Raw genomic sequence first — 19,874 nt, 5'->3', positions numbered from 1 at the left:
TTGTGGTAAGGGCCGAGAAAAGGCGGCCTGCCGTAAATCTGTTATTGGGGGCGAAGCTGGGGACGAGGCAGAACGATTCAGCCTGGCAGTCGTGCGCTGACGAGGCACAGGCTGCGGTGCTGGCGGAGCTGAATGAGGGTGTGAGAGGTTTTCATAAGCTCAACCCTAACCGCCGGGGTGAAAGATGGCAAGCAGTCGAGAAAAATTGAGAGAAGTTCTCTAATCTGGCGATAGGGCGAGATTTTATGGCGATTCTAGAGGTGAGTGTTGCTTTTAATTGCGTGGCTTCTATCGGGTGCGCAATTGTGCTGGCAGGCCTGGCGCCATCGCGGGCAAGCCCGGCTCCCACAGGTAAACGCGATTCTCGGTGGGAGCCGGGGTTGCCCGCGATGAGGCCGGTATGCGCACTATTTACATCAGGGCTGGAACGCGCCGATAAAGATCGCCGGGTCGACCCGTGCTTCGTTTAGGCTGATGTTCCAGTGCAGGTGAGGCCCGGTCGCTCGGCCGGTTGAGCCAACCTTGCCGACCACGTCACCCCGTGCCAGCGCTTGGCCGGTCTTCACATCGATCTTCGATAAATGGCAGAACATGCTGATAAAGCCCTGGCCGTGATCAACGAAGACGGTATTGCCATTAAAGAAGTAGTTGCCGGTGAGAATGACTTTGCCCGCAGCCGGTGACTTGATCGGCGTGCCGGTGGGCACTGCGAAGTCAAGCCCGGCGTGGGGATTGCGCTCTTCTCCATTGAAGAAACGGCGTACGCCGAACTTGCTGGAGAGGGGGCCATTGACGGGTTTGTCCAGCAGCAGGTTGCTCGGCGTGTTGGGGCTGAACGTGCGATAGGCGCCCAGCTGTAAAGGGATCTCGCTTTCGATGCGTTTGACGTCCGCAGGGTTCGGGTTGACTTGGCGTTTGTTCTTCAGGGTGATGCGTTGTTCGGGGTACTTCTTGTAGCCGACGACAAACGGCAAGGTTTGGCCGCCACTGCTGATGCGTTCGTTGCCCGGTTTGACGGTCAATGGAATGCCGACAATCGCCAGCCACGTGTCCTGTTCCTTCACCACCAATACCGGTTTGCCCTGATAGGTGGCTTTCGGGGCCGCAAGCGAGGCGCCCAGGTCAACCACCGCGACGCCACCGGGCACCGGCTTGTTCAGCAGCCGGGTGATGTAGCTGTCGGCATGGGCGGTGAAGGTGAGGCACAACAGCATCAACAAGCTCAATAAACGTGGCATCAATCAATCCAGTAATGAAAGGGTGACGGGCGTCAGGTGGTTATCTTCCACCCGCACCTGCAGTTGGCCTTCACCGAGGCGTGCGGTCAGGCGCTGGCCGGTATGGGTTTGCGCGGCGTTGCGGATCGCCTGGCCACGCTCGTCGAGCAGGATGCTGTAACCCCGGCCGAGAGTCGCCAGCGGGCTGACCACTTGCAGCGTCTGCACCTGGCTTTGCAGTTGCAGACGGCGCGCCTTGAGGCCTTCGCGCATGGCGCGGGGCAGGCGTTCGGCGAGGCTGTCCAGGCGTTGGCGCAGCAGGGCCAACTGGCGGCCGGGGTGTTGGCCGGCGAGGCGGGTTTCCAGGCGGATCAAGCGTTCGCGACGGGTATTGAGGCTGCGCTCGAAGGCGCGACGCATGCGCATGTCCAGGTCGTCGAGGCGCTGGGCCTGTTGGCGCAGGCGTTCGCCCGGGTGGCGCAGGCGCCGAGCCATGCCCTCAAGGCGCAGGCGGTCGTGGCTCAGGCGATTGCGCATCAGCATCACCAGCCGGCGGTGCAGGTTTTCGACCTGGCGCACCAGGTGGCTGGCGTCGGGTGCGAGCAATTCGGCGGCAGCGGAAGGGGTCGGCGCGCGCACGTCGGCGACGAAGTCGCAGATCGACACATCGGTCTCATGGCCGACGGCACTGACGATCGGCGTCACGCAGGCATCCACGGCACGCGCCACGGCTTCTTCGTTGAAGCACCACAGGTCTTCCAGCGAACCACCGCCACGGGCCAGGATCAGCGCATCGAAGCCTCGCGCATCGGCCAGCTTGAGGGCGCGCACAATCTGCGACACGGCTTCGCGGCCTTGTACCGCCGTAGGGATCAGTGTCAGTTCAACGTTCGGCGCCCTGCGGCCAAACACGCTGATGATGTCGCGGATTACCGCGCCGGTCGGCGAACTGATAATGCCGATGCGCTGCGGGTGCGCCGGCAACGGCACCTTGCGTTCGGCGCTGAACAGGCCTTCGGCACTGAGTTTTTCCTTCAGCGCATCAAAGGCCAGGCGCAGCGCACCATCGCCGGCAGGCTCCACGGTGTCGAGGATCAACTGGTAGTCGCCACGGCCCTCGAACAGCGAGACCTTGCCGCGCACCTTGACCGCCAGGCCGTCCTTCAATGCCTGGCGCACCCTGGCGGCATTGTTGCGAAACAACGCGCAACGCACCTGGGCGCCGCTGTCCTTGAGGGTGAAATACACGTGGCCGGAGGCCGGGCGGGCGAGGTTGGAGATCTCGCCTTCGACCCAGATATTGGTGAACACGTCTTCCAGCAACACCCGCGCGCGGCCGTTGAGCTGGCTGACAGTCAGGACTTCGCGGTCCAGGCCCAGACGGGCAAAAGGATCTTTAATCATGGGCGGCAGTTTATAGGCATTCGTGCAAGGTTTGGCAGAATTGCTCGACCAGCGCGCTCGGCGTTTGCGCGCAGGCCAGCGCCACGGTACTGAGGCAGTCCGGGTCGGCCAGGGGCAAAAAGTGCACGTTGGCGGGGGCGATGGCCTGCATGGATTTTGGTAACAAGGCAATGCCGAAGCCGGCCTGGATCAATTGCAGCTGGGTGGTCTTGCGCGACATCACCCGCGCAGCCTTGGGGAAAAAGCCGGCACGCATACACAATTCGGCTGACAGATAACTCAGGCCGCCGCGTTGGGGGTGAGGGACAGAGATAAACGCTTCGTCCCTGAGCTGCACCAATTCCACCGGCGTGTCGCGGTGCGCCAACGGGTGATCCGGCGGCACCGCGAGCAACAGCTGTTCGCTATATAAAGGCGTCACACGCACACCTTCGCGCTGGCGCAACACCGGCAAGCGCAATAGCCCGACGTCCAGGCGACCGTCGGCAATGTCCTCCAGCTGTGCTTCAGAGGACAGTTTGACGATATCCATCGACACGCCGGGGCAGCGCGCCAGCCAGGTGCTGATGCCTTGCAGCAACGGCCCGCTCATCGGCACGGTACTCGAATGGCTCAGGCGTAACGTGCCAAGTTGACCCTTACCCACCTGCGTCGCCATTTCACTGGCTTTGAGCAACTCGCTCAGCAGGTTGCGCGCCCGAGGGTAAAAGGCTTCACCGGCCGCCGTCAGCCGAGGGTGGCGCGCGGTGCGTTCGAACAAGGGGGTTTGCAGCTGGGCTTCCAGCTCCTTGATCTGTCGGCTCAGGGCTGATTGCGCCACGAACAGGCGCTCGGCCGCAGCGCTGAAGCTGCCGCTGTCGGCGATTTCGACGAAGTAGCGCAGTTGGCGAGTGGAGATCACACGTCATGCCTTTTCGAGATGGGTGGAGGGCTTTGAAGATATTAGTCGCAACACTCGACGATGGCTAAAGTGGTGGCCTTCTCTTTACAAGGACGTGCCCATGAGCCCGGTTGAGCTGATGAGTGAGTGGTCGTTTGGCGGTGTTGATTGGCTGGTGATCGGCCTCGGCGTGGTGGTGGCCTACGTCGTGTTTGGTATCGCCGGGTTTGGCACGGCGCTGGTGGCGGGGCCGATTCTGATCGTGTTTATGCCACTGTCGAAGATCATTCCGCTGCTGGTGCTGCTGGATTTTGTCGCCGCCTTTGGCAACCTGCTGCAATCGCGGCGAGATGTAAACAAGCCCGAGCTGCTGCGGTTGCTGCCGTGCATGGCAATCGGTTGCACGCTAGGCGTGATCTTTTTGCTCAACCTGCATTCGGATCTGTTGCTGCTGCTGATGGGCATGTTTATCAGCGTCTATGCGATCTACAGCTTGTCGGTGAAGGCGCGGCCCACACAACTTTCCAAAGGTTGGTCGATTCCCATGGGCACCGTCGGCGGGCTGTTTGGTGCGTTGTTTGGCAGTGGCGGCTTTTTATATGCGATCTACCTGAACAGCCGTTTACCCAAGGACGCGGCGCGCGCCACGCAAAGTGCGCTGATCAGTTGCAGCACGGTGGTGCGCCTGAGCCTGTTTCTGATTGCCGGGGTGTATGCTGACGTGCCGCTGTTGATATTGGCGCTGTGCCTGTTGCCGGCGATGGCGCTGGGGCTGTGGTGCGGGCGCCGGCTGACGATGCGCATGTCCCGTGAAGCCTTTGTAAGGCTGGTGACGTGGCTGGTGTTGGCCAGTGGCATTGCGTTGATCGGGCGGTACTTGAGCACTTGACCTGTGTGGGGCAGGGATTAAGCTGCCAGCCTTCAGGGCCTCATCGCGGGCAAGCCCGGCGCCCACATTTTTGATTTGTGAACGCAGTCAAATGTGGGAGCGGGCTTGCCCGCGATGAGGCCAGTAGCCACACCGCAGGACTCTCATGAACTCGCAAAGTATCCTTGTCCCGAAAATCTCCACCTTGCCCGTCCACGAACCCCGCGCGCGGGCGATTGTGCGCTGGTTGGTGCGCAAGAACATCATCAAGGAAGAACTGACCACCTGTGGCCGCACCGGTAACCGCATGGCTTACGCCCTGGCCGATGGCGCCCGCGCCGTGGTGCTGCACCCCGAAGCGCTGCCGTTCAACGAGCCGATCAACGGCCTCGAGATCATCTACAAGCGCTGCATCTATACCCCGGCCAAAGGCTTTCTCGAAGAGGCCGGCTGCCCGGAATGCCTCAAGGAAGTCGGCGAGGCGCTGTTCGAAAGCCTGGAAGACTGGATGCCCGGTCACACCGACAATTTCACCTGCCCGCTGTGTGGGCATGAAGATGACATCAACGGGTTTCTGTTCCTGCAGGAATGCGGGTTTTCCAACCTGGGATTCATTTTCAACAACTGGGCGGAGGCGGGGTTCAAGCAGAGCTTTATCGACGAATTTGCCGATTGGTTGGACCAGAAGATGAGTTGGGTCAAAGTCGAGCTTTAATCCATCTATCAGTATTACCAAGTTTGTCAGAGTTTTACATTGAGCCTGACGGGGTGCATGTATATAATGGCGCGCTTCCATTTTCCCGCTCGGGAGCCCCCGCGATGCTGCGTATCAGCCAAGAAGCTCTGACATTCGACGACATTCTCCTAGTGCCCGGTTATTCCGAGGTACTTCCTAACGAAGTCAGTCTCAAGACCCGCCTAACCCGTGGCATCGAGCTGAATATTCCCCTGGTTTCTGCTGCCATGGACACCGTCACCGAAGCCCGTTTGGCAATTGCCATGGCTCAGGAAGGCGGCATCGGCATCATCCACAAGAACATGACCATCGAGCAGCAAGCTGCCGAAGTGCGCAAGGTCAAGCGTTACGAAGCCGGTGTGGTGAAAGATCCGATCACCATCGAAGCCGACGCCACCGTCCGTGACCTGTTCGACCTGACCCGCCTGCACAACATCTCCGGCGTTCCGGTGCTGCACGATGGCGACCTGGTCGGCATCGTCACTTCCCGTGACGTGCGTTTCGAGAACCGCCTTGAAGTCACCGTCCGCGAAGTGATGACGCCTAAAGAGCGTCTCGTCACGGTCAAGGAAGGCGCCGACAAGAACGATGTGCGCGAGCTGCTGCACAAGCACCGCATCGAACGCGTGCTGATCGTCGATGACAAATTTGCCCTCAAAGGCATGATGACCGTCAACGACATCGAAAAAGCCAAGGCCTACCCGCTGGCCAGCAAGGATGACCAAGGTCGTCTGCGTGTTGGCGCGGCAGTCGGCACCGGTAAAGACACCGGTGACCGCGTTGCGGCCCTGGTCGCTGCCGGTGTTGACGTGGTGGTGGTCGACACTGCCCACGGTCACTCCAAAGGCGTGATCGACCGCGTTCGCTGGGTCAAACAGAATTTCCCTGACGTGCAGGTGATCGGCGGCAACATCGCCACCGGCGCAGCCGCCAAGGCCCTGGCCGAAGCCGGCGCCGATGCGGTCAAGGTCGGTATCGGCCCTGGTTCGATCTGCACCACGCGTATCGTCGCCGGTGTGGGCGTGCCGCAAATCAGCGCTATCGCCAACGTCGCTGCTGCCCTTGAAGGCACTGGCGTTCCGTTGATCGCGGACGGCGGCATCCGTTTCTCCGGTGACCTGTCCAAGGCCATCGTTGCCGGTGCTTCCTGCGTGATGATGGGCTCGATGTTCGCCGGTACTGAAGAAGCGCCGGGCGAGATCGAACTGTTCCAGGGCCGTTCGTACAAGGCTTACCGCGGCATGGGTTCGCTGGGCGCCATGTCCCAGGCGCAAGGCTCTTCCGACCGCTACTTCCAGGACTCCTCGGCAGGCGCCGAGAAGCTCGTTCCGGAAGGCATCGAAGGCCGTGTGCCTTACAAGGGCACCCTCAGCGCGATCATCCATCAACTGATGGGCGGCCTGCGTTCCTCGATGGGCTACACCGGCAGCGCCAACATCGAAGAAATGCGCACCAAGCCAGAGTTCGTGCGGATTACCGGCGCCGGCATGGCTGAATCCCATGTCCACGACGTGCAGATCACCAAGGAAGCGCCAAACTACCGCGTAGGTTGATGCTTTCAGCAAAATGTTAAGTAACCGGGGCTGTTTTATTCAGCCCCGAGTTGTTTCTGATTTTCTTCACCGAATTGCATAGACGAGACTGACCCTATGGCCCTCGACATTCACGCCCACCGCATCCTGATCCTCGACTTCGGTTCCCAGTACACCCAGCTGATCGCCCGCCGCGTGCGTGAAATCGGTGTGTACTGCGAACTGCACCCGTTCGACATGGACGACGAAGCGATCCGCGAATTCGCACCTAAAGGCGTCATCCTCGCCGGTGGCCCCGAGTCCGTGCACGAAGCCAACAGCCCGCGCTGCCCGCAAGCCGTATTTGACCTGGGCGTGCCCGTCTTCGGTATCTGCTACGGCATGCAGACCATGGCCGAGCAACTGGGCGGCAAGGTTGAAGGTTCCGAGCTGCGTGAATTCGGTTATGCCCGTGTCGACGTGGTCGGCAAAAGCCGCCTGCTGGACGGCATCGAAGACCACATCGACGCCGACGGCCTGTTCGGCCTCGACGTATGGATGAGCCACGGTGACAAGGTCACCAAGATGCCGGAAGACTTCCACATCCTGGCCAGCACCCCGAGCTGCCCGATCGCCGGCATGTTCAACGACGAGCGCGGCTACTACGGCGTGCAGTTCCACCCGGAAGTGACCCACACCAAGCAAGGCGGTCGCATCCTGTCGCGCTTCATCCTCGACATCTGCGAGTGTGAAGCCCTGTGGACCCCGTCGAAAATCGCTGAAGACGCGATCGCCAACGTGCGTGCCCAGGTCGGCACCGACAACGTGCTGCTCGGCCTGTCCGGCGGCGTTGACTCCTCCGTGGTTGCCGCGCTGCTGCACAAAGCCATCGGCGACCAGCTGACGTGCGTGTTCGTCGACAACGGCCTGCTGCGCCTGCACGAAGGCGAGCAAGTGATGGCCATGTTCGCTGAGAACATGGGCGTCAAAGTGATCCGCGCCAACGCTGAAGAGCAGTTCCTGAATAACCTGGCCGGCGAGTCCGACCCAGAGAAGAAGCGCAAGATCATCGGCCGCACCTTCATCGACGTCTTCGATGCCCAGTCCAACAAACTGGACAACATCAAGTACCTCGCCCAGGGCACCATCTACCCCGACGTGATCGAGTCGGCTGGCGCCAAAAGCGGCAAGGCCCACGTGATCAAGTCCCACCACAACGTGGGTGGCCTGCCTGAGGAAATGAACCTCAAGCTGGTAGAGCCGCTGCGCGAACTGTTCAAGGACGAAGTCCGCCGTCTGGGCCTGGAACTCGGCCTGCCGTACGACATGGTCTACCGTCACCCATTCCCAGGCCCGGGCCTGGGTGTGCGCATCCTGGGTGAAGTGAAGAAGGAATACGCCGACCTGCTGCGTCGCGCCGACCACATCTTCATCGAAGAACTGCGCAAAGCCGACTGGTACCACAAAGTCAGCCAAGCGTTCGTGGTGTTCCAGCCGGTGAAATCGGTTGGGGTTGTAGGCGATGGCCGTCGTTACGCTTGGGTTGTGGCCCTGCGTGCCGTAGAAACCATCGACTTCATGACCGCACGTTGGGCACACCTGCCGTACGAACTGCTGGAAACTGTCAGCGGCCGTATCATCAATGAGATCGAAGGCATTTCGCGCGTGACGTACGACGTGTCGAGCAAGCCGCCGGCGACGATTGAGTGGGAATAATGGTACGCCCGGCATTACCCGGGACCCACTAGCAAAAAATAACCTGAAGCCCGCTTAATTGCGGGCTTTTGGCTTTTTGGGGCCCCCTGGCTCGCTGATGTTGGCGGTCAACAACGCGCCACTGCCCAGCGCTGCTAGCGCCGACATCCCAGCGATGCTGTACAGCTCGCGTAGATCGTGGATTACCGGCGGCCTTCGCACACCGGTGATTCGCCGATGCGGCCTTCCTTGCACAGGTCAATGTTATCGGTGCGCTTGAAACCTGCGTCTTTCATGCAATAAAACTGCGTGAGTACCTGGTCAATCGGCGTCGTGTCCCCCGTCCCTGTGAGGTTGATATAGCCGCAGGCGGTCATCGCGCTCTTGACGTCCTTTTCAGACATCCCGGCCTTCTTCCAATTGGTAAATTCCGGCGGCGGCGGTTGAAAGCCTCTGCCTGTGCAGCCAACCAGTAACACAGCGCAAAAACTCAGCAGCAAGCTTCTCGTGCACATGGCGTTATTCTTCATGTTTTGACTCCGATAAGTATGAGATGCCGTGGGGTGAGTTTTCAGAAAAACTCATCCAACAAGCAGTAGAACCTCACGCGCTGCTCATCAGGCTCAACCCCATAACGCTCAAAAAATGGCTTTACCCATTCCAGCCCAAGGTTACGCTCGATGCTACGTGCCGCCAGCGCCAGGTCTTGATAACGGTCGCTGACGCCCAGGCGCCCGCAGTCGATGAAACCGCTGAAGCGGCCGTCTTGCGCCATGAAGTTCGGCAGGCAGGCGTCACCGTGGGCCACCACTGGATCATAGGTGTTTGGCTGGGTGGACATGAGTTCGGCGAGTACATCCTCGGCGCTGCGCCCGAGTCGTTCGTCGTCGAAGTCGGTCTCATCGACCAGCCCGGCACTGACGTGCTGCTGTGCGCGTGCGATGCGCGACTTGAGGGCGTGATCGAAGGGGCATTGCGCGATGGGGACTTGGTGCAATCTAAGCAGGGCGGTGGCCAGGATGTCGATGGTCTGGGCGGCGGACAGCGTGGTGGCGCTGGCCAGATCCCGCCCCGGTACGGCGGTCATCAATAGCCAGTGGTGGTGGTTGTCTGTCAGCGCATCCAGCACAACGGGTGCAGGCAAATTAACCTGTTGTAACCAGCGAAGGCGTTTGATTTCGTCCGCAAGTTCACCCTGTTCTTCCACGGGCTCGGCCTTCAGGAACAGGTCCGCACTACCGCTCTGGCGCAGGCGAAACACGTCAGCCCGTGATTCACCAATGGCTTGTTGCTCAATCAGTGCTTGCGGGAACTGTTCACGCCATTTGTTTGGAATATTCACGGCACTCACCCTTTCTTGCTTCAACGTCGGGCGATATCCGAAAAGTAAAACTTATCCAACGTATGCCGTGACTCGGTGTACTCGAACTGCCTTCCATCCTGCAAAAACGTCTGGTTACTCACCACGATCACATGGCTTTGCCCATCCAGGTCCAGATGCGCCTGGTCGTCTTTGCTGCGGGGCAGGGCTTCGATGGTGCGCTGCGCGTAGCTGATTTGCAGCTCCAGCGTCTGCTCGATAAACGCGTAGATCGACTGCTCAGCGATGTCACGGTCCAGGCCTGGGATCAGGTCGGCGACGAAATGGTTGATGTCGAGGATCACCCGTTTGCCGCCGATACGCCGTACCCGTTTGATCCGCGTGATCAACGTGCCGGGTTCGGCTTCGATGTGTTGCAGCAGTGAGCCTTCCAGCGGGAACTGGCTGAAGTCGACGACTTCGGTGCGTACGTCATCGCCCAGGTCGGCGTGGGTTTCGTGGAAGCTGACGATGCCGCCCAGTTGGAACTCGATGGGGTTGGGCGACAACACAAAGGTGCCCTTGCCGTGGATTTTTTGCGCAAACCCGCGTTCCTGCAACTGCTCGATAGCGCGGCGCACGGTGCCACGGCTGGCTTGGTAGGCGTCCATCAGTTCGGTTTCGGAGGGCAGGCGCGTGCCGCGTTGCAGGCGTTCAGTGGTGATGTTGGCAAGCAGATCGGTATAGATCTGGTTGTATTTGCTCATGGCGATGGCTCTGTGCCCGACGTGATGAAGGGTGAACGGTGTTCGAGGCAGGAACCTTAGTGGCAGAGGTGGGCTTTGTCCATTGGACCCACGTGGAATAAGAGAAATGTCTGACTTCAAACTCAGAAAAATAAACATTTCCTAACTCGTACAGACGAGTTATTGCTTTAACTCGTACAGACGAGTATTTTTGCCCTCGGCGTGCTGCCAATGACTGCCCCCAAATAAAAAAATCAAAGTGGATACCAAGCATGAGCCACGATTATTCGAATATCGCCCGCGAGATTCTCGAGAACCTCGGAGGCAGCGACAACCTTGAGCAAGCTGCCCACTGTGTGACGCGCCTGCGCCTCGCGCTCAAGGACTCGAGCCTGGTCAAGAGCAGTGCGTTGAACCAGGTCGATCTGGTCAAAGGCTCGTTCTTCACCGGTGGTTTGTTCCAAGTGGTGATCGGCCCGGGTGAAGTCGAAAAGGTCTACGCCGCCCTGCGCGAACAGACCGGCCTCGCCGCCGCCACCATTGCCGACGTGAAGAAGAAGGGCGCCGACAAGACCAACGCGATGCAGCGTCTGGTGCGCGTATTTTCTGACGTGTTCATGCCGATCCTGCCCGCACTGATCATTGCCGGCCTGCTGATGGGCGTGAACAACCTGATGGGCGCCAAAGGCATGTTCATCGAGGGCAAGACGCTGCTGGAGGCCTATCCAAACCTGGATGGCTTGTGGAGCCTGATCAACCTGATGGCCAACACCTCGTTCGTGTTCCTGCCGGCGCTGGTCGGTTGGTCGGCGGCCAAGCGGTTTGGCGGCAGTGAAATCCTCGGCATCGTGCTCGGCCTGATGCTGGTGCACCCGGATCTGCTCAACGCGTGGAACTACGGCAAGGCAGTCGCCGGGCTCGACGGCCAGAGCCTGCCTTACTTCGATATTTTCGGCTGGTTCAAGATCGAAAAGGTCGGCTACCAGGGGCAGATCCTGCCAATCCTGATGGCGGCCTACGTGATGAGCGTGATTGAAAAATGGCTGCGCGCACGGGTGCCGAATGCGATTCAACTGCTCGTTGTGCCCATCACCACCATCGTCGTCACCGGCGTGTTGGCCCTGGCAGTCATCGGCCCGGTCACCCGCCACCTCGGCATCCTGATCACCGAGGGTGTAGTCACCCTGTTTGACCTGGCGCCGATGGTCGGCGGAGCGATTTTCGGCCTGTTGTATGCGCCGCTGGTGATCACCGGCATGCACCACATGTTCCTTGCCGTGGACCTGCAGCTTATCTCGACCCAGGGCGGCACCTTTATCTGGCCGATGATCGTGATGTCCAACCTGGCCCAGGGCAGCGCTGCGCTCGGCGTGTTCTACATGACCCGCAACGCGCGGGACAAAAGCATGGCTTCCACCTCGGCGATTTCCGCTTACTTCGGTATCACAGAGCCGGCAATGTTCGGGGTGAACCTGCGCTTCAAGTTTCCGTTCTATGCCGCGCTGCTGGGCTCGGCGCTGGGCAGCATTTTCCTGTCGTTGAACAAGGTGACCGCCTCGGCCATCGGCGTCGGTGGTTTGCCGGCGTTTATCTCGATTCTTCCGCAGTACATCCCGGTTTTTGTCATCGGCATGGTCATCGCGATGGTGGTGCCATTTGTTCTGACCTGTGCGTTGAGCATGAAGATTGTGCGGCCGGGGTATCGCGTCGCTTGATCGATCGCTATCGCAGGCAAGCCAGCTGCCACATTTGAATGTGTTCACACATCAAAGTGGGAGCCGGGCTGGCCCGCGATGAGGCCCTCAAAGCCAACACACAACTTAATTGAAGGAGTCCACCATGCAAGACTGGCAACACTCGGTGATCTACCAGATCTACCCGAAAAGCTTTCACAGCCACGCGGGTAATCCCACCGGTGACCTGCTGGGCATCGTGGACAAACTCGATTACCTCAAGTGGTTGGGCGTGGATTGCCTGTGGATCACGCCGTTCCTGCGCTCGCCGCAACGCGACAACGGCTACGACATCAGCGACTACTACGCCATCGACCCCAGCTACGGGACCATGGCCGACTGCGACCTGTTGATCAGCGAAGCGGCCAAGCGCGGCATCAAGCTGATGCTCGACATTGTGGTCAACCACACCTCCATCGAGCATGAGTGGTTCCAGCAGGCGCGCAGCAGCCTCGACAACCCGTACCGCGACTTCTATATCTGGCGCGACCAGCCGAATAACTGGGAGTCCAAGTTCGGCGGTTCGGCCTGGGAATACGAGGCGCAAACCGGCCAGTACTTCCTGCACCTGTTCGACCACACCCAGGCTGACCTGAATTGGGACAACCCCAAAGTGCGTGCCGAAGTGTTCAAGCTGATGCGCTTCTGGCGTGACAAAGGCGTGGGCGGTTTTCGCCTGGATGTGATCAACCTGATCTCCAAGCCCGCCGATTTCCCCGAAGACAACACCGACGGCCGGCGCTTCTACACCGATGGCCCGCACGTGCACGAATACCTGCAGGAGATGCACCGCGAAGTCTTCGAAGGCCATGACCTGATCAACGTCGGCGAGATGTCGTCCACCAGCCTGGAACACTGCATCCGCTATTCGAATCCTGCGTCGAAAGAGCTGTCGATGACCTTCAACTTTCATCACCTGAAAGTGGATTACCCGAACCTGCAAAAGTGGGTAAGGGCCGACTTCGATTTCCTGCAACTCAAGCAGATTTTTTCCGACTGGCAGTTGGGCATGCAGGCCGGTGGCGGCTGGAACGCGCTGTTCTGGTGTAACCACGACCAGCCGCGGGTGGTCTCGCGGTTTGGTGACGACGGTGAGTTCCGCGTGGTCTCGGCCAAGATGCTCGCCACTGCGCTGCACTTTCTCCAGGGCACGCCGTATGTGTACCAGGGCGAAGAACTGGGCATGACCAACCCGGGGTTCGACACGATTGATCAGTACCGTGATGTCGAGACGCTGAACATCTTCCGGCTCAAGCGCGATGCCGGTGAGTCCGAAGCGTCGAGCATGGCGGCGATCATGCAGAAGTCGCGCGACAACGGCCGCACGCCGATGCAGTGGAGCACCCAGGCCAATGCCGGTTTCAGTCGTGGTGAACCGTGGATCGGGATTCCGGCCAACGCGGCGCAGATCAACGTCGAGCGCCAGTTGGATGACCCTGATTCGGTGTTGCATCACTACCGCGCGCTGATTGCGTTGCGTCGCCACGAGCCGCTGATCCAGAAGGGCGTTTATCGCCAACTGCTGCAAGACCATCTCCAGGTCTGGGCGTACCTGCGCGAAGGCGATGGCGAGCGCTTGCTGGTCCTCAACAACTTCTACGCCAAGCCCTGCGAAATCCAACTGCCGGAAGGCGTTATCAGCGCGGCGAACGAGCAACGCCTGCTGATCAGCAATTACCCCGACTGCGCGTTGTGTTCGAGCACGGTGGTGTTGCGACCTTATGAATCGTTTGTGCTGCACCTCAAGGACTGAGACCCGCTTGAACCCCTGTATGGGAGTGCAGGGGCGCTTCACCAAAACATAATAAAAATATCGGAGTGCTTCATGAAAACAACAATAAAGCTGGGCCTTATTGCGTCGTGTCTCACCGCCCCTTTTGCCGCTCAGGCGCTCGAATTTGCCGGTTATTTGCGCAGCGGCGCGGGCACGTCGACGGGCAGTGGCAAGCAACAGTGTTTCCAACTGCCGGGCGCGCAATCCAAATACCGCCTGGGTAACGAATGCGAGCAGTACGCTGAATTTGAATTGCGCCAGGACCTGCTGACCCTCGATGACGGCTCGGTGCTCAGCGTCGATGCCATGGCGTCCCTGTACAACAAGTACGATCGCGCCCTGAAATTCCAGGGTGAAGACAATGGCTCGGCGCGCATGCCGCAGATGTATGCGCAGTGGTCCAACCTGCCCAGCCTCAATGGCGGTTCGTTGTGGGCCGGCCGGCGTTACTACAAACGTAACGACATCCATATCTCCGACTTCTACTACTGGAACCAGAGCGCCACCGGCGGCGGTATCGAGGACGTGTTGATCGGTGACCTCAAGTACAGCTACGCCCTCTCGCGCAAGGACAACCTGTACCAGAAGGAATACGCGACCCGTCACGACTTCAACGTCGCCGGCTTCAAGACCAACCCCGGCGGTGAGCTGGAGTTCGGCTTGAGCTACATCGAAAAAGCCGGCGGGCGTGAGGCCAGCAGCGGTTGGGCAATCACCGCGCAGCACGTGCAAAAACCTTTCCTTGGCGGTAAGAACAAATTCGCCTTGCAGTATGGCGAAGGGCCCGGCACGGGCTTGGGTTATACCGGCGACACCGCACTGGACAAGAGCAGCAAAAGCTACCGCGCCGTGGAGTTTTTTGACTGGCAGGTGACCCCGCGTTTCGGCGGGCAGATCGAGGCGGTGTACCAGAAAGACATTCGCCCTGGCAGCCAGGACCAGACCTGGATGTCCATCGGCGTGCGCCCGGCGTACGCCATCAGCGAGCAGTTCAAACTGGTCACCGAACTTGGGCACGATCAGGTTGAGGCCGCCGGTGGTACGCGCAAGTTGAGCAAATTTACCTTCGCCCCGACCTGGTCGCCCAACGGCCCGGATTTCTGGGCGCGACCAGAGGTGCGTTTGTACTACACCTATGCAACCTGGAACGAAGCGGCCAAGCGCGCGGCGAATGAACTGGCGGCAGGTTCGGCGTTGTCCGACACCGGCGCGTACGGTACGGCGCGGCATGGGTCGAATGTGGGTGTGCAGGTCGAATACTGGTGGAAGTAAATCTGTAAATGTACGCGGACTAAATGTGGGAGCGGGCTTGCTCGCGAAAGCGGTGGGTCATCCAATACATGTGTCGCCTGATACACCGCATTCGCGAGCAAGCCCGCTCCCACATTTGATCTTCGTCATCCCAGGACTCACATCCACCCTATGATTTTTACAGAACCAAACAGCAGGTGAAGTCATGACCACAACTCAACCCCTGGAACTGCTGGCGCCCCTGTCCGGGGTGCTGCTGGCGCTGGATCAGGTGCCCGACCCGGTGTTCTCCAGTCGCGTGATCGGTGACGGCCTGTGCATCGATCCCACCTCGCAAACCCTGTGCGCACCGTTGGCTGGGGTAATCAGCAATATCCAGGACAGTGGGCATGCGGTCAGCGTTACCGACGACAACGGCGTCCAGGTGCTGATGCATATCGGCCTGGACACCGTGAATCTGGCGGGTCAGGGCTTTCGCCGACTGGTGCAGGAGGGCCAGCGGGTGGAGGCCGGGCAGCCGCTGATTGAGTTCGATGCCGACTACGTGGCGCTCAATGCGCGCAGTTTGCTGACCTTGATGCTGGTGGTCAGTGGCGAACCGTTTACGCTGCTGGCCGAGGACGGCGTTGGGGTGGACGCCGGCCAGCCGCTGTTGCGGTTATCGCCGGGGGAGCGCGCTCAAGAAGTCATTGAGGAGGAGGGCGATGCTCGGTTTTCCAAGCCGCTGACCTTGCCCAATACCAACGGCTTGCACGCCCGCCCTGCGGCGGTCTTTGCCCAGGCGGCGAAAGGCTTCAGTTCCAGCATTTACCTGCACAAGCAAACCCAGAGCGCTAACGCCAAGTCGCTGGTGGCGATCATGGCGCTGCAAACCGTACAGGGCGATACCTTGCAGGTGAGTGCGGCGGGTGACGATGCCGAGGCCGCGATTGCCGCATTGGTCGCGCTGCTGGCGCAAGGGTGTGGCGAGGCGATCGCGGCACCGGCCGAGGAGGTCGAGGCTGTTGAGCCAGTGTCGTCGGCGACCTTGCTGCGGGGCGTATGTGCGTCCCCCGGGTCGGCGTTTGGCCAGGTGGTGCAAGTGGCCGAGCCTGAGCTGCAGATTGCTGAAGAGGGCGCAGGCGAGGCGACCGAACAAGCCGTGTTGGCGCGTGGCCTGCTGGCGGCAAGCGAGGCGCTGCAAGCCTTGCAGGCCAAGGCCGCCGGCAGCGCCCAAGCGGAGATCTTCCGCGCCCATCAGGAGCTGCTTGAGGATCCAACCCTGCTGGAGCAAGCCCATGCCCTGCTGGCCAATGGCAAAAGCGCTGCCTTTGCATGGAACCGCGCCACGGTAAACACCGCCACGTTATTCCACGGTCTGGGCAACGCGCTGCTCGCCGAGCGTGCGGCAGACTTGGCGGATGTCGGCCAGCGCGTGCTTAAACTGATCCTTGGTGTCGAGGAGCGTGCCTGGGACTTGCCTGAGCAAGCCATCCTGATCGCCGAGCAACTGACCCCGTCACAGACCGCCAGCCTGGACACGCGCAAGGTCCTGGGGTTTGTCACGGTCGGCGGCGGCGCGACCAGCCATGTTGCAATCCTCGCCCGGGCACTGGGTCTTCCGGCTATTTGCGGTGTGCCAGTGCAGGTGCTGACGCTGGCCAACGGCAAACAGGTACTGCTCGACGCCGACAAGGGCGAGCTGCACCTGGACCCGGACCTGGCTGAAATTGAACAACTGCAGGCGGCGCGCCATCAGCAGGTGCTGCGCCGTCAACGCGAAGTGGCACAGGCGGCCTTGCCGGCCACCACACGCGATGGTCATCACGTTGAGGTCACGGCTAACGTCGCGTCGTTGCAGGAGGTGGAGCAAGCGCTGAGCCTGGGCGGTGAGGGCGTCGGCCTGCTGCGCTCGGAGTTTCTCTACCTGGACCGCAATCGCGCACCGAGCCCCGAAGAGCAAGCCGGTACATATAGCGCCATCGCCCGCGCCCTGGGCACCGAGCGCAATCTGGTGGTGCGCACGCTGGATGTCGGTGGCGACAAACCATTGGCCTACGTGCCAATGGAGAGCGAAACCAACCCCTTCCTCGGTTTGCGCGGTATTCGCCTGTGCCTGGAACGCCCCGCGTTATTGCGCGAGCAGTTCCGCGCGATCCTTGCGAGTGCCGGGTTGGCGCGGCTGCATATCATGCTGCCGATGGTCAGCCTGCTGTCGGAGCTGCACCTGGCACGCAAAATTCTTCAAGAAGAAGCGCTGGCAATGGGGCTCAGCGAGCTACCGAAGCTGGGGATCATGATCGAAGTGCCTGCTGCCGCGTTGATGGCGGACGTTTTCGCGCCGCATGTGGATTTCTTCTCTATCGGCACCAATGACCTGACCCAATACACACTGGCGATGGACCGCGACCACCCCCGGCTGGCCAGTCAGGCCGACAGTTTTCATCCGTCGGTGCTGCGCTTGATCGCCACCACGGTCAAGGCCGCCCATGCGCATGGCAAGTGGGTTGGCGTGTGCGGCGCGTTGGCGTCGGAAGCGCTGGCGGTGCCGGTGTTGCTGGGACTTGGCGTGGATGAATTGTCGGTGAGCGTACCGCTGATCCCGACCATCAAGGCCACCGTGCGCGAGCTGGACCTGGCCGACTGCCAGATCATCGCCCGCCAGGTGCTGGGCCTGGAAGAAGCGGCCCAAGTGCGCGAGGCGCTGCGCCTCTATCACGCAGCCACTGTTGAAACCTCACCTGTCGTGGAGCACTGAGCATGTTCGAGAAATTGCAGCGGGCGTTCTGGAAAGCCCTGACCCCGGATCTGATTGCCGAGACGGTGGTGGCGCCGACACCGAGTCTGTTGTCGGCCGCTATGCTGAATGCGTTGGGTGGCGCGGATAATCTCAAGTCGCAGCAGCGCGTGGCGCTGACGCGGGTGCGCGTGCAGCTGCTGGATGCCGGGCGCTTGGATACGCAGGCGCTGAAGGCCGCGGGTGTTCCGGGGGTGATGGTGTTGACCGGCGGCGTGGTGCATCTGCTCACCGGCCTCTGAAGCCAGGCGCAGATCAAAAATGTGGGAGCGGGCTTGCTCGCGAATGCGGTGTATCAGCTACAGATATATAGCCTGACACACCGCCTTCGCGAGCAAGCCCGCTCCCACATTAGGTTTGTGGTGTTTATAGAGATTATTTACAGCTGCGGGGTGTCTTCCGGCGGCTTGGTCTTGTCGATCCCCGGCACGTGCAAGTTGCCATCGACCACCTGGTTGCCTTCCAGCTGCGGCTGGGTCACCCACGTGAGGATGTCGTAGTAGCGCCGGATGTTCGCCACAAAGTGCACCGGCTCACCGCCGCGCGCATAGCCGTAGCGGGTCTTGCTGTACCACTGCTTTTGCGCCAGGCGCGGCAGCATCTTCTTCACATCCAGCCACTTGTTCGGGTTCAGGCCTTCTCGCTTGGCCAGCGTACGCGCATCTTCCAGATGGCCGGTGCCGACGTTGTAGGCGGCGAGGGCGAACCAGGTGCGGTCCGGCTCGGCGATGCTGTCGTCCAGCTCATCCTTGATCTTGGCCAGGTACTTGGCGCCGCCCATGATGCTTTGCTTGGCGTCCAGACGGTTGGACACGCCCATCGCCTGGGCGGTGTTCTGGGTCAGCATCATCAGGCCGCGCACGCCGGTCTTGGAGGTGACAGCCGGCTGCCACAGCGATTCCTGATAGCCGATGGCTGCCAGTAAGCGCCAATCGACTTTCTCTTCCTTGGCGTAGGCTTTGAAATGCTTTTCGTACTTGGGCAGGCGCTGCTGCAAATGCTGCGCGAAGGTGTAGGCACCGACATAGCCGAGTACATCGACATGCCCGTAATAGCGGTCTTTAAGGCGCTGCAGTGTGCCGTTCTTCTCGACCTTGTCGAGGTAGCTGTTGATTTCGTTGAGCAGGCTGTTGTCGTCTCCTGCCGCCACGGCCCAGCTCTGGTTGCTGGCATTGCCCAGGTCGAACGCCACGCGAACGTTGGGGAAGTACACCTGGTTCATCGCGACTTCGTTGGAGTCCACCAGGGTCAGGTCGATTTGCCCTTCGTCCACCATGCGCAGCAGGTCGACCACTTCAACAGCGTCGGACTCTTCGTATTCAATCGCAGGGTTCTGCTTTTTAAGCTCGGCCAATTGCTCGGCGTGGGTGCTGCCCTTGAGCACCATGATCTTCTTGCCCACCAGGTCCGCCGGGGTGGTCGGGCGAGACTGGCCGTTGCGGTAGATGATCTGCGGCGTCACTTCCAGGTACGGATGGGAGAAGCGCACCTGTTGTGCACGCTGCTCGCTGCTGACCAGGCCGGCGGCGGCCAGAACCGGGCCCTTGGGTTTACCCAATTGGCCGAACAGGTCATCGAGGTTGTCAGCGGTCTCGATTTCCAGCTTTACCCCCAGGTCATCGGCAAAACGCTTAACCAGTTCGTACTCGAAACCGGTTTCACCGTTGCGGTCCTGGAAATACGTCGCCGGGCTGTTCCGGGTAATCACCCGCAATACGCCATCCTCCTTGATTCGCTCGAGCGTGCTGGGCTTATCAACACAGGCGCTGAGCATCAGGAAGAGTCCGGTTGCGATGAGCCATTTGGCGTATCGCGGGCGTAAAGCAGTTGGGGAGAACATCTGCGCAGTATACGCAAACGACCCTCGGCGCCATATCTCGACAGCAGGGGACTTGTCTGCTAGCGCCCGCAAAACCGGGCTGAAGCCCGCAGAAACGTGGGTTGGCGAGGGTTTGTGACGGTTAAAATAACTGCGCGCAAAGC

General features: G+C 60.5%; 16 protein-coding genes. 9 read left to right on the top strand and 7 right to left on the bottom strand.

Annotated features, from left to right (window positions below; genetic code table 11):
• Positions 1–416: 416 nt before the first annotated feature.
• Genes CPH89_RS04685 through CPH89_RS04675 form a run of 3 tightly spaced genes read right to left on the bottom strand, consistent with a single transcriptional unit; the run spans position 417 to position 3,522 of the window.
• Positions 417–1,238: a peptidoglycan DD-metalloendopeptidase family protein gene (locus CPH89_RS04685; protein ID WP_053257865.1), complete on the bottom strand. Its 822-nt coding sequence runs from the start codon at positions 1,236–1,238 to the stop codon at positions 417–419.
• Between the two features lie 3 nt (positions 1,239–1,241).
• Positions 1,242–2,621: an exodeoxyribonuclease VII large subunit gene (xseA, locus tag CPH89_RS04680; RefSeq protein WP_053257864.1), complete on the bottom strand. Its 1,380-nt coding sequence runs from the start codon at positions 2,619–2,621 to the stop codon at positions 1,242–1,244.
• Between the two features lie 10 nt (positions 2,622–2,631).
• Complete coding sequence (locus tag CPH89_RS04675; protein ID WP_053257863.1) at positions 2,632–3,522, bottom strand: LysR family transcriptional regulator; 891 nt, start codon at positions 3,520–3,522, stop codon at positions 2,632–2,634.
• 100 nt (positions 3,523–3,622) lie between these two features.
• Between CPH89_RS04675 and CPH89_RS04670 the strand changes: the two genes are divergently transcribed.
• The 4 genes from CPH89_RS04670 to guaA all read left to right on the top strand — a co-directional run bounded on the left by CPH89_RS04670 (position 3,623) and on the right by guaA (position 8,332).
• Entirely contained in the window at positions 3,623–4,390 is a 768-nt protein-coding gene (locus CPH89_RS04670; RefSeq protein ID WP_053257862.1) for a sulfite exporter TauE/SafE family protein, read from the top strand.
• A 145-nt stretch (positions 4,391–4,535) separates the two neighbouring features.
• Positions 4,536–5,084, top strand: coding sequence for a hypothetical protein (locus CPH89_RS04665; RefSeq protein WP_015885727.1), 549 nt, complete (start codon positions 4,536–4,538; stop codon positions 5,082–5,084).
• 104 nt (positions 5,085–5,188) lie between these two features.
• Entirely contained in the window at positions 5,189–6,658 is a 1,470-nt protein-coding gene (guaB, locus tag CPH89_RS04660) for an IMP dehydrogenase (protein ID WP_053257861.1), read from the top strand.
• Between the two features lie 96 nt (positions 6,659–6,754).
• Positions 6,755–8,332 (top strand): glutamine-hydrolyzing GMP synthase, encoded by a 1,578-nt coding sequence (gene guaA / locus CPH89_RS04655; protein ID WP_053257860.1) that lies wholly within the window; start codon positions 6,755–6,757, stop codon positions 8,330–8,332.
• A 182-nt stretch (positions 8,333–8,514) separates the two neighbouring features.
• On the opposite strand, the gene CPH89_RS04650 is transcribed toward guaA, so the two are convergent.
• Genes CPH89_RS04650 through treR form a run of 3 tightly spaced genes read right to left on the bottom strand, consistent with a single transcriptional unit; the run spans position 8,515 to position 10,378 of the window.
• Positions 8,515–8,826 carry a hypothetical protein gene (locus tag CPH89_RS04650; RefSeq protein WP_053258041.1) on the bottom strand — a complete coding sequence of 104 codons (312 nt, stop codon included), beginning with the start codon at positions 8,824–8,826 and terminating at the stop codon, positions 8,515–8,517.
• 56 nt (positions 8,827–8,882) lie between these two features.
• Positions 8,883–9,653 (bottom strand): APH(3')-II family aminoglycoside O-phosphotransferase, encoded by a 771-nt coding sequence (locus CPH89_RS04645; protein WP_053257859.1) that lies wholly within the window; start codon positions 9,651–9,653, stop codon positions 8,883–8,885.
• A 20-nt stretch (positions 9,654–9,673) separates the two neighbouring features.
• Entirely contained in the window at positions 9,674–10,378 is a 705-nt protein-coding gene (gene treR, locus CPH89_RS04640; protein WP_053257858.1) for a trehalose operon repressor, read from the bottom strand.
• Between the two features lie 251 nt (positions 10,379–10,629).
• Here treR and treP point away from each other — a divergent pair, with 251 nt between their 5' ends.
• From treP to CPH89_RS04615, 5 genes are all read left to right on the top strand, one after another.
• Positions 10,630–12,072: a PTS system trehalose-specific EIIBC component gene (gene treP / locus CPH89_RS04635; protein ID WP_053257857.1), complete on the top strand. Its 1,443-nt coding sequence runs from the start codon at positions 10,630–10,632 to the stop codon at positions 12,070–12,072.
• A 124-nt stretch (positions 12,073–12,196) separates the two neighbouring features.
• Positions 12,197–13,843 carry an alpha,alpha-phosphotrehalase gene (gene treC, locus CPH89_RS04630; protein ID WP_053257856.1) on the top strand — a complete coding sequence of 549 codons (1,647 nt, stop codon included), beginning with the start codon at positions 12,197–12,199 and terminating at the stop codon, positions 13,841–13,843.
• 72 nt (positions 13,844–13,915) lie between these two features.
• Complete coding sequence (locus CPH89_RS04625; RefSeq protein WP_053257855.1) at positions 13,916–15,136, top strand: maltoporin; 1,221 nt, start codon at positions 13,916–13,918, stop codon at positions 15,134–15,136.
• Between the two features lie 184 nt (positions 15,137–15,320).
• Complete coding sequence (gene ptsP, locus CPH89_RS04620; protein WP_053257854.1) at positions 15,321–17,852, top strand: phosphoenolpyruvate--protein phosphotransferase; 2,532 nt, start codon at positions 15,321–15,323, stop codon at positions 17,850–17,852.
• Between the two features lie 2 nt (positions 17,853–17,854).
• Complete coding sequence (locus tag CPH89_RS04615) at positions 17,855–18,133, top strand: PTS sugar transporter subunit IIB (RefSeq protein WP_053257853.1); 279 nt, start codon at positions 17,855–17,857, stop codon at positions 18,131–18,133.
• Positions 18,134–18,270: 137 nt separating this feature from the next.
• On the opposite strand, the gene mltF is transcribed toward CPH89_RS04615, so the two are convergent.
• Positions 18,271–19,731 (bottom strand): membrane-bound lytic murein transglycosylase MltF, encoded by a 1,461-nt coding sequence (gene mltF / locus CPH89_RS04610; RefSeq protein ID WP_053257852.1) that lies wholly within the window; start codon positions 19,729–19,731, stop codon positions 18,271–18,273.
• Between the last annotated feature and the right edge of the window lie 143 nt (positions 19,732–19,874).

It is taken from the genome of Pseudomonas fluorescens, from assembly GCF_900215245.1.
Lineage (GTDB): Bacteria > Pseudomonadota > Gammaproteobacteria > Pseudomonadales > Pseudomonadaceae > Aquipseudomonas > Aquipseudomonas fluorescens.
The sequence above is the reverse complement of the archived record's forward strand: the minus strand, read 5'-3'. Positions and strand labels throughout refer to the sequence as shown.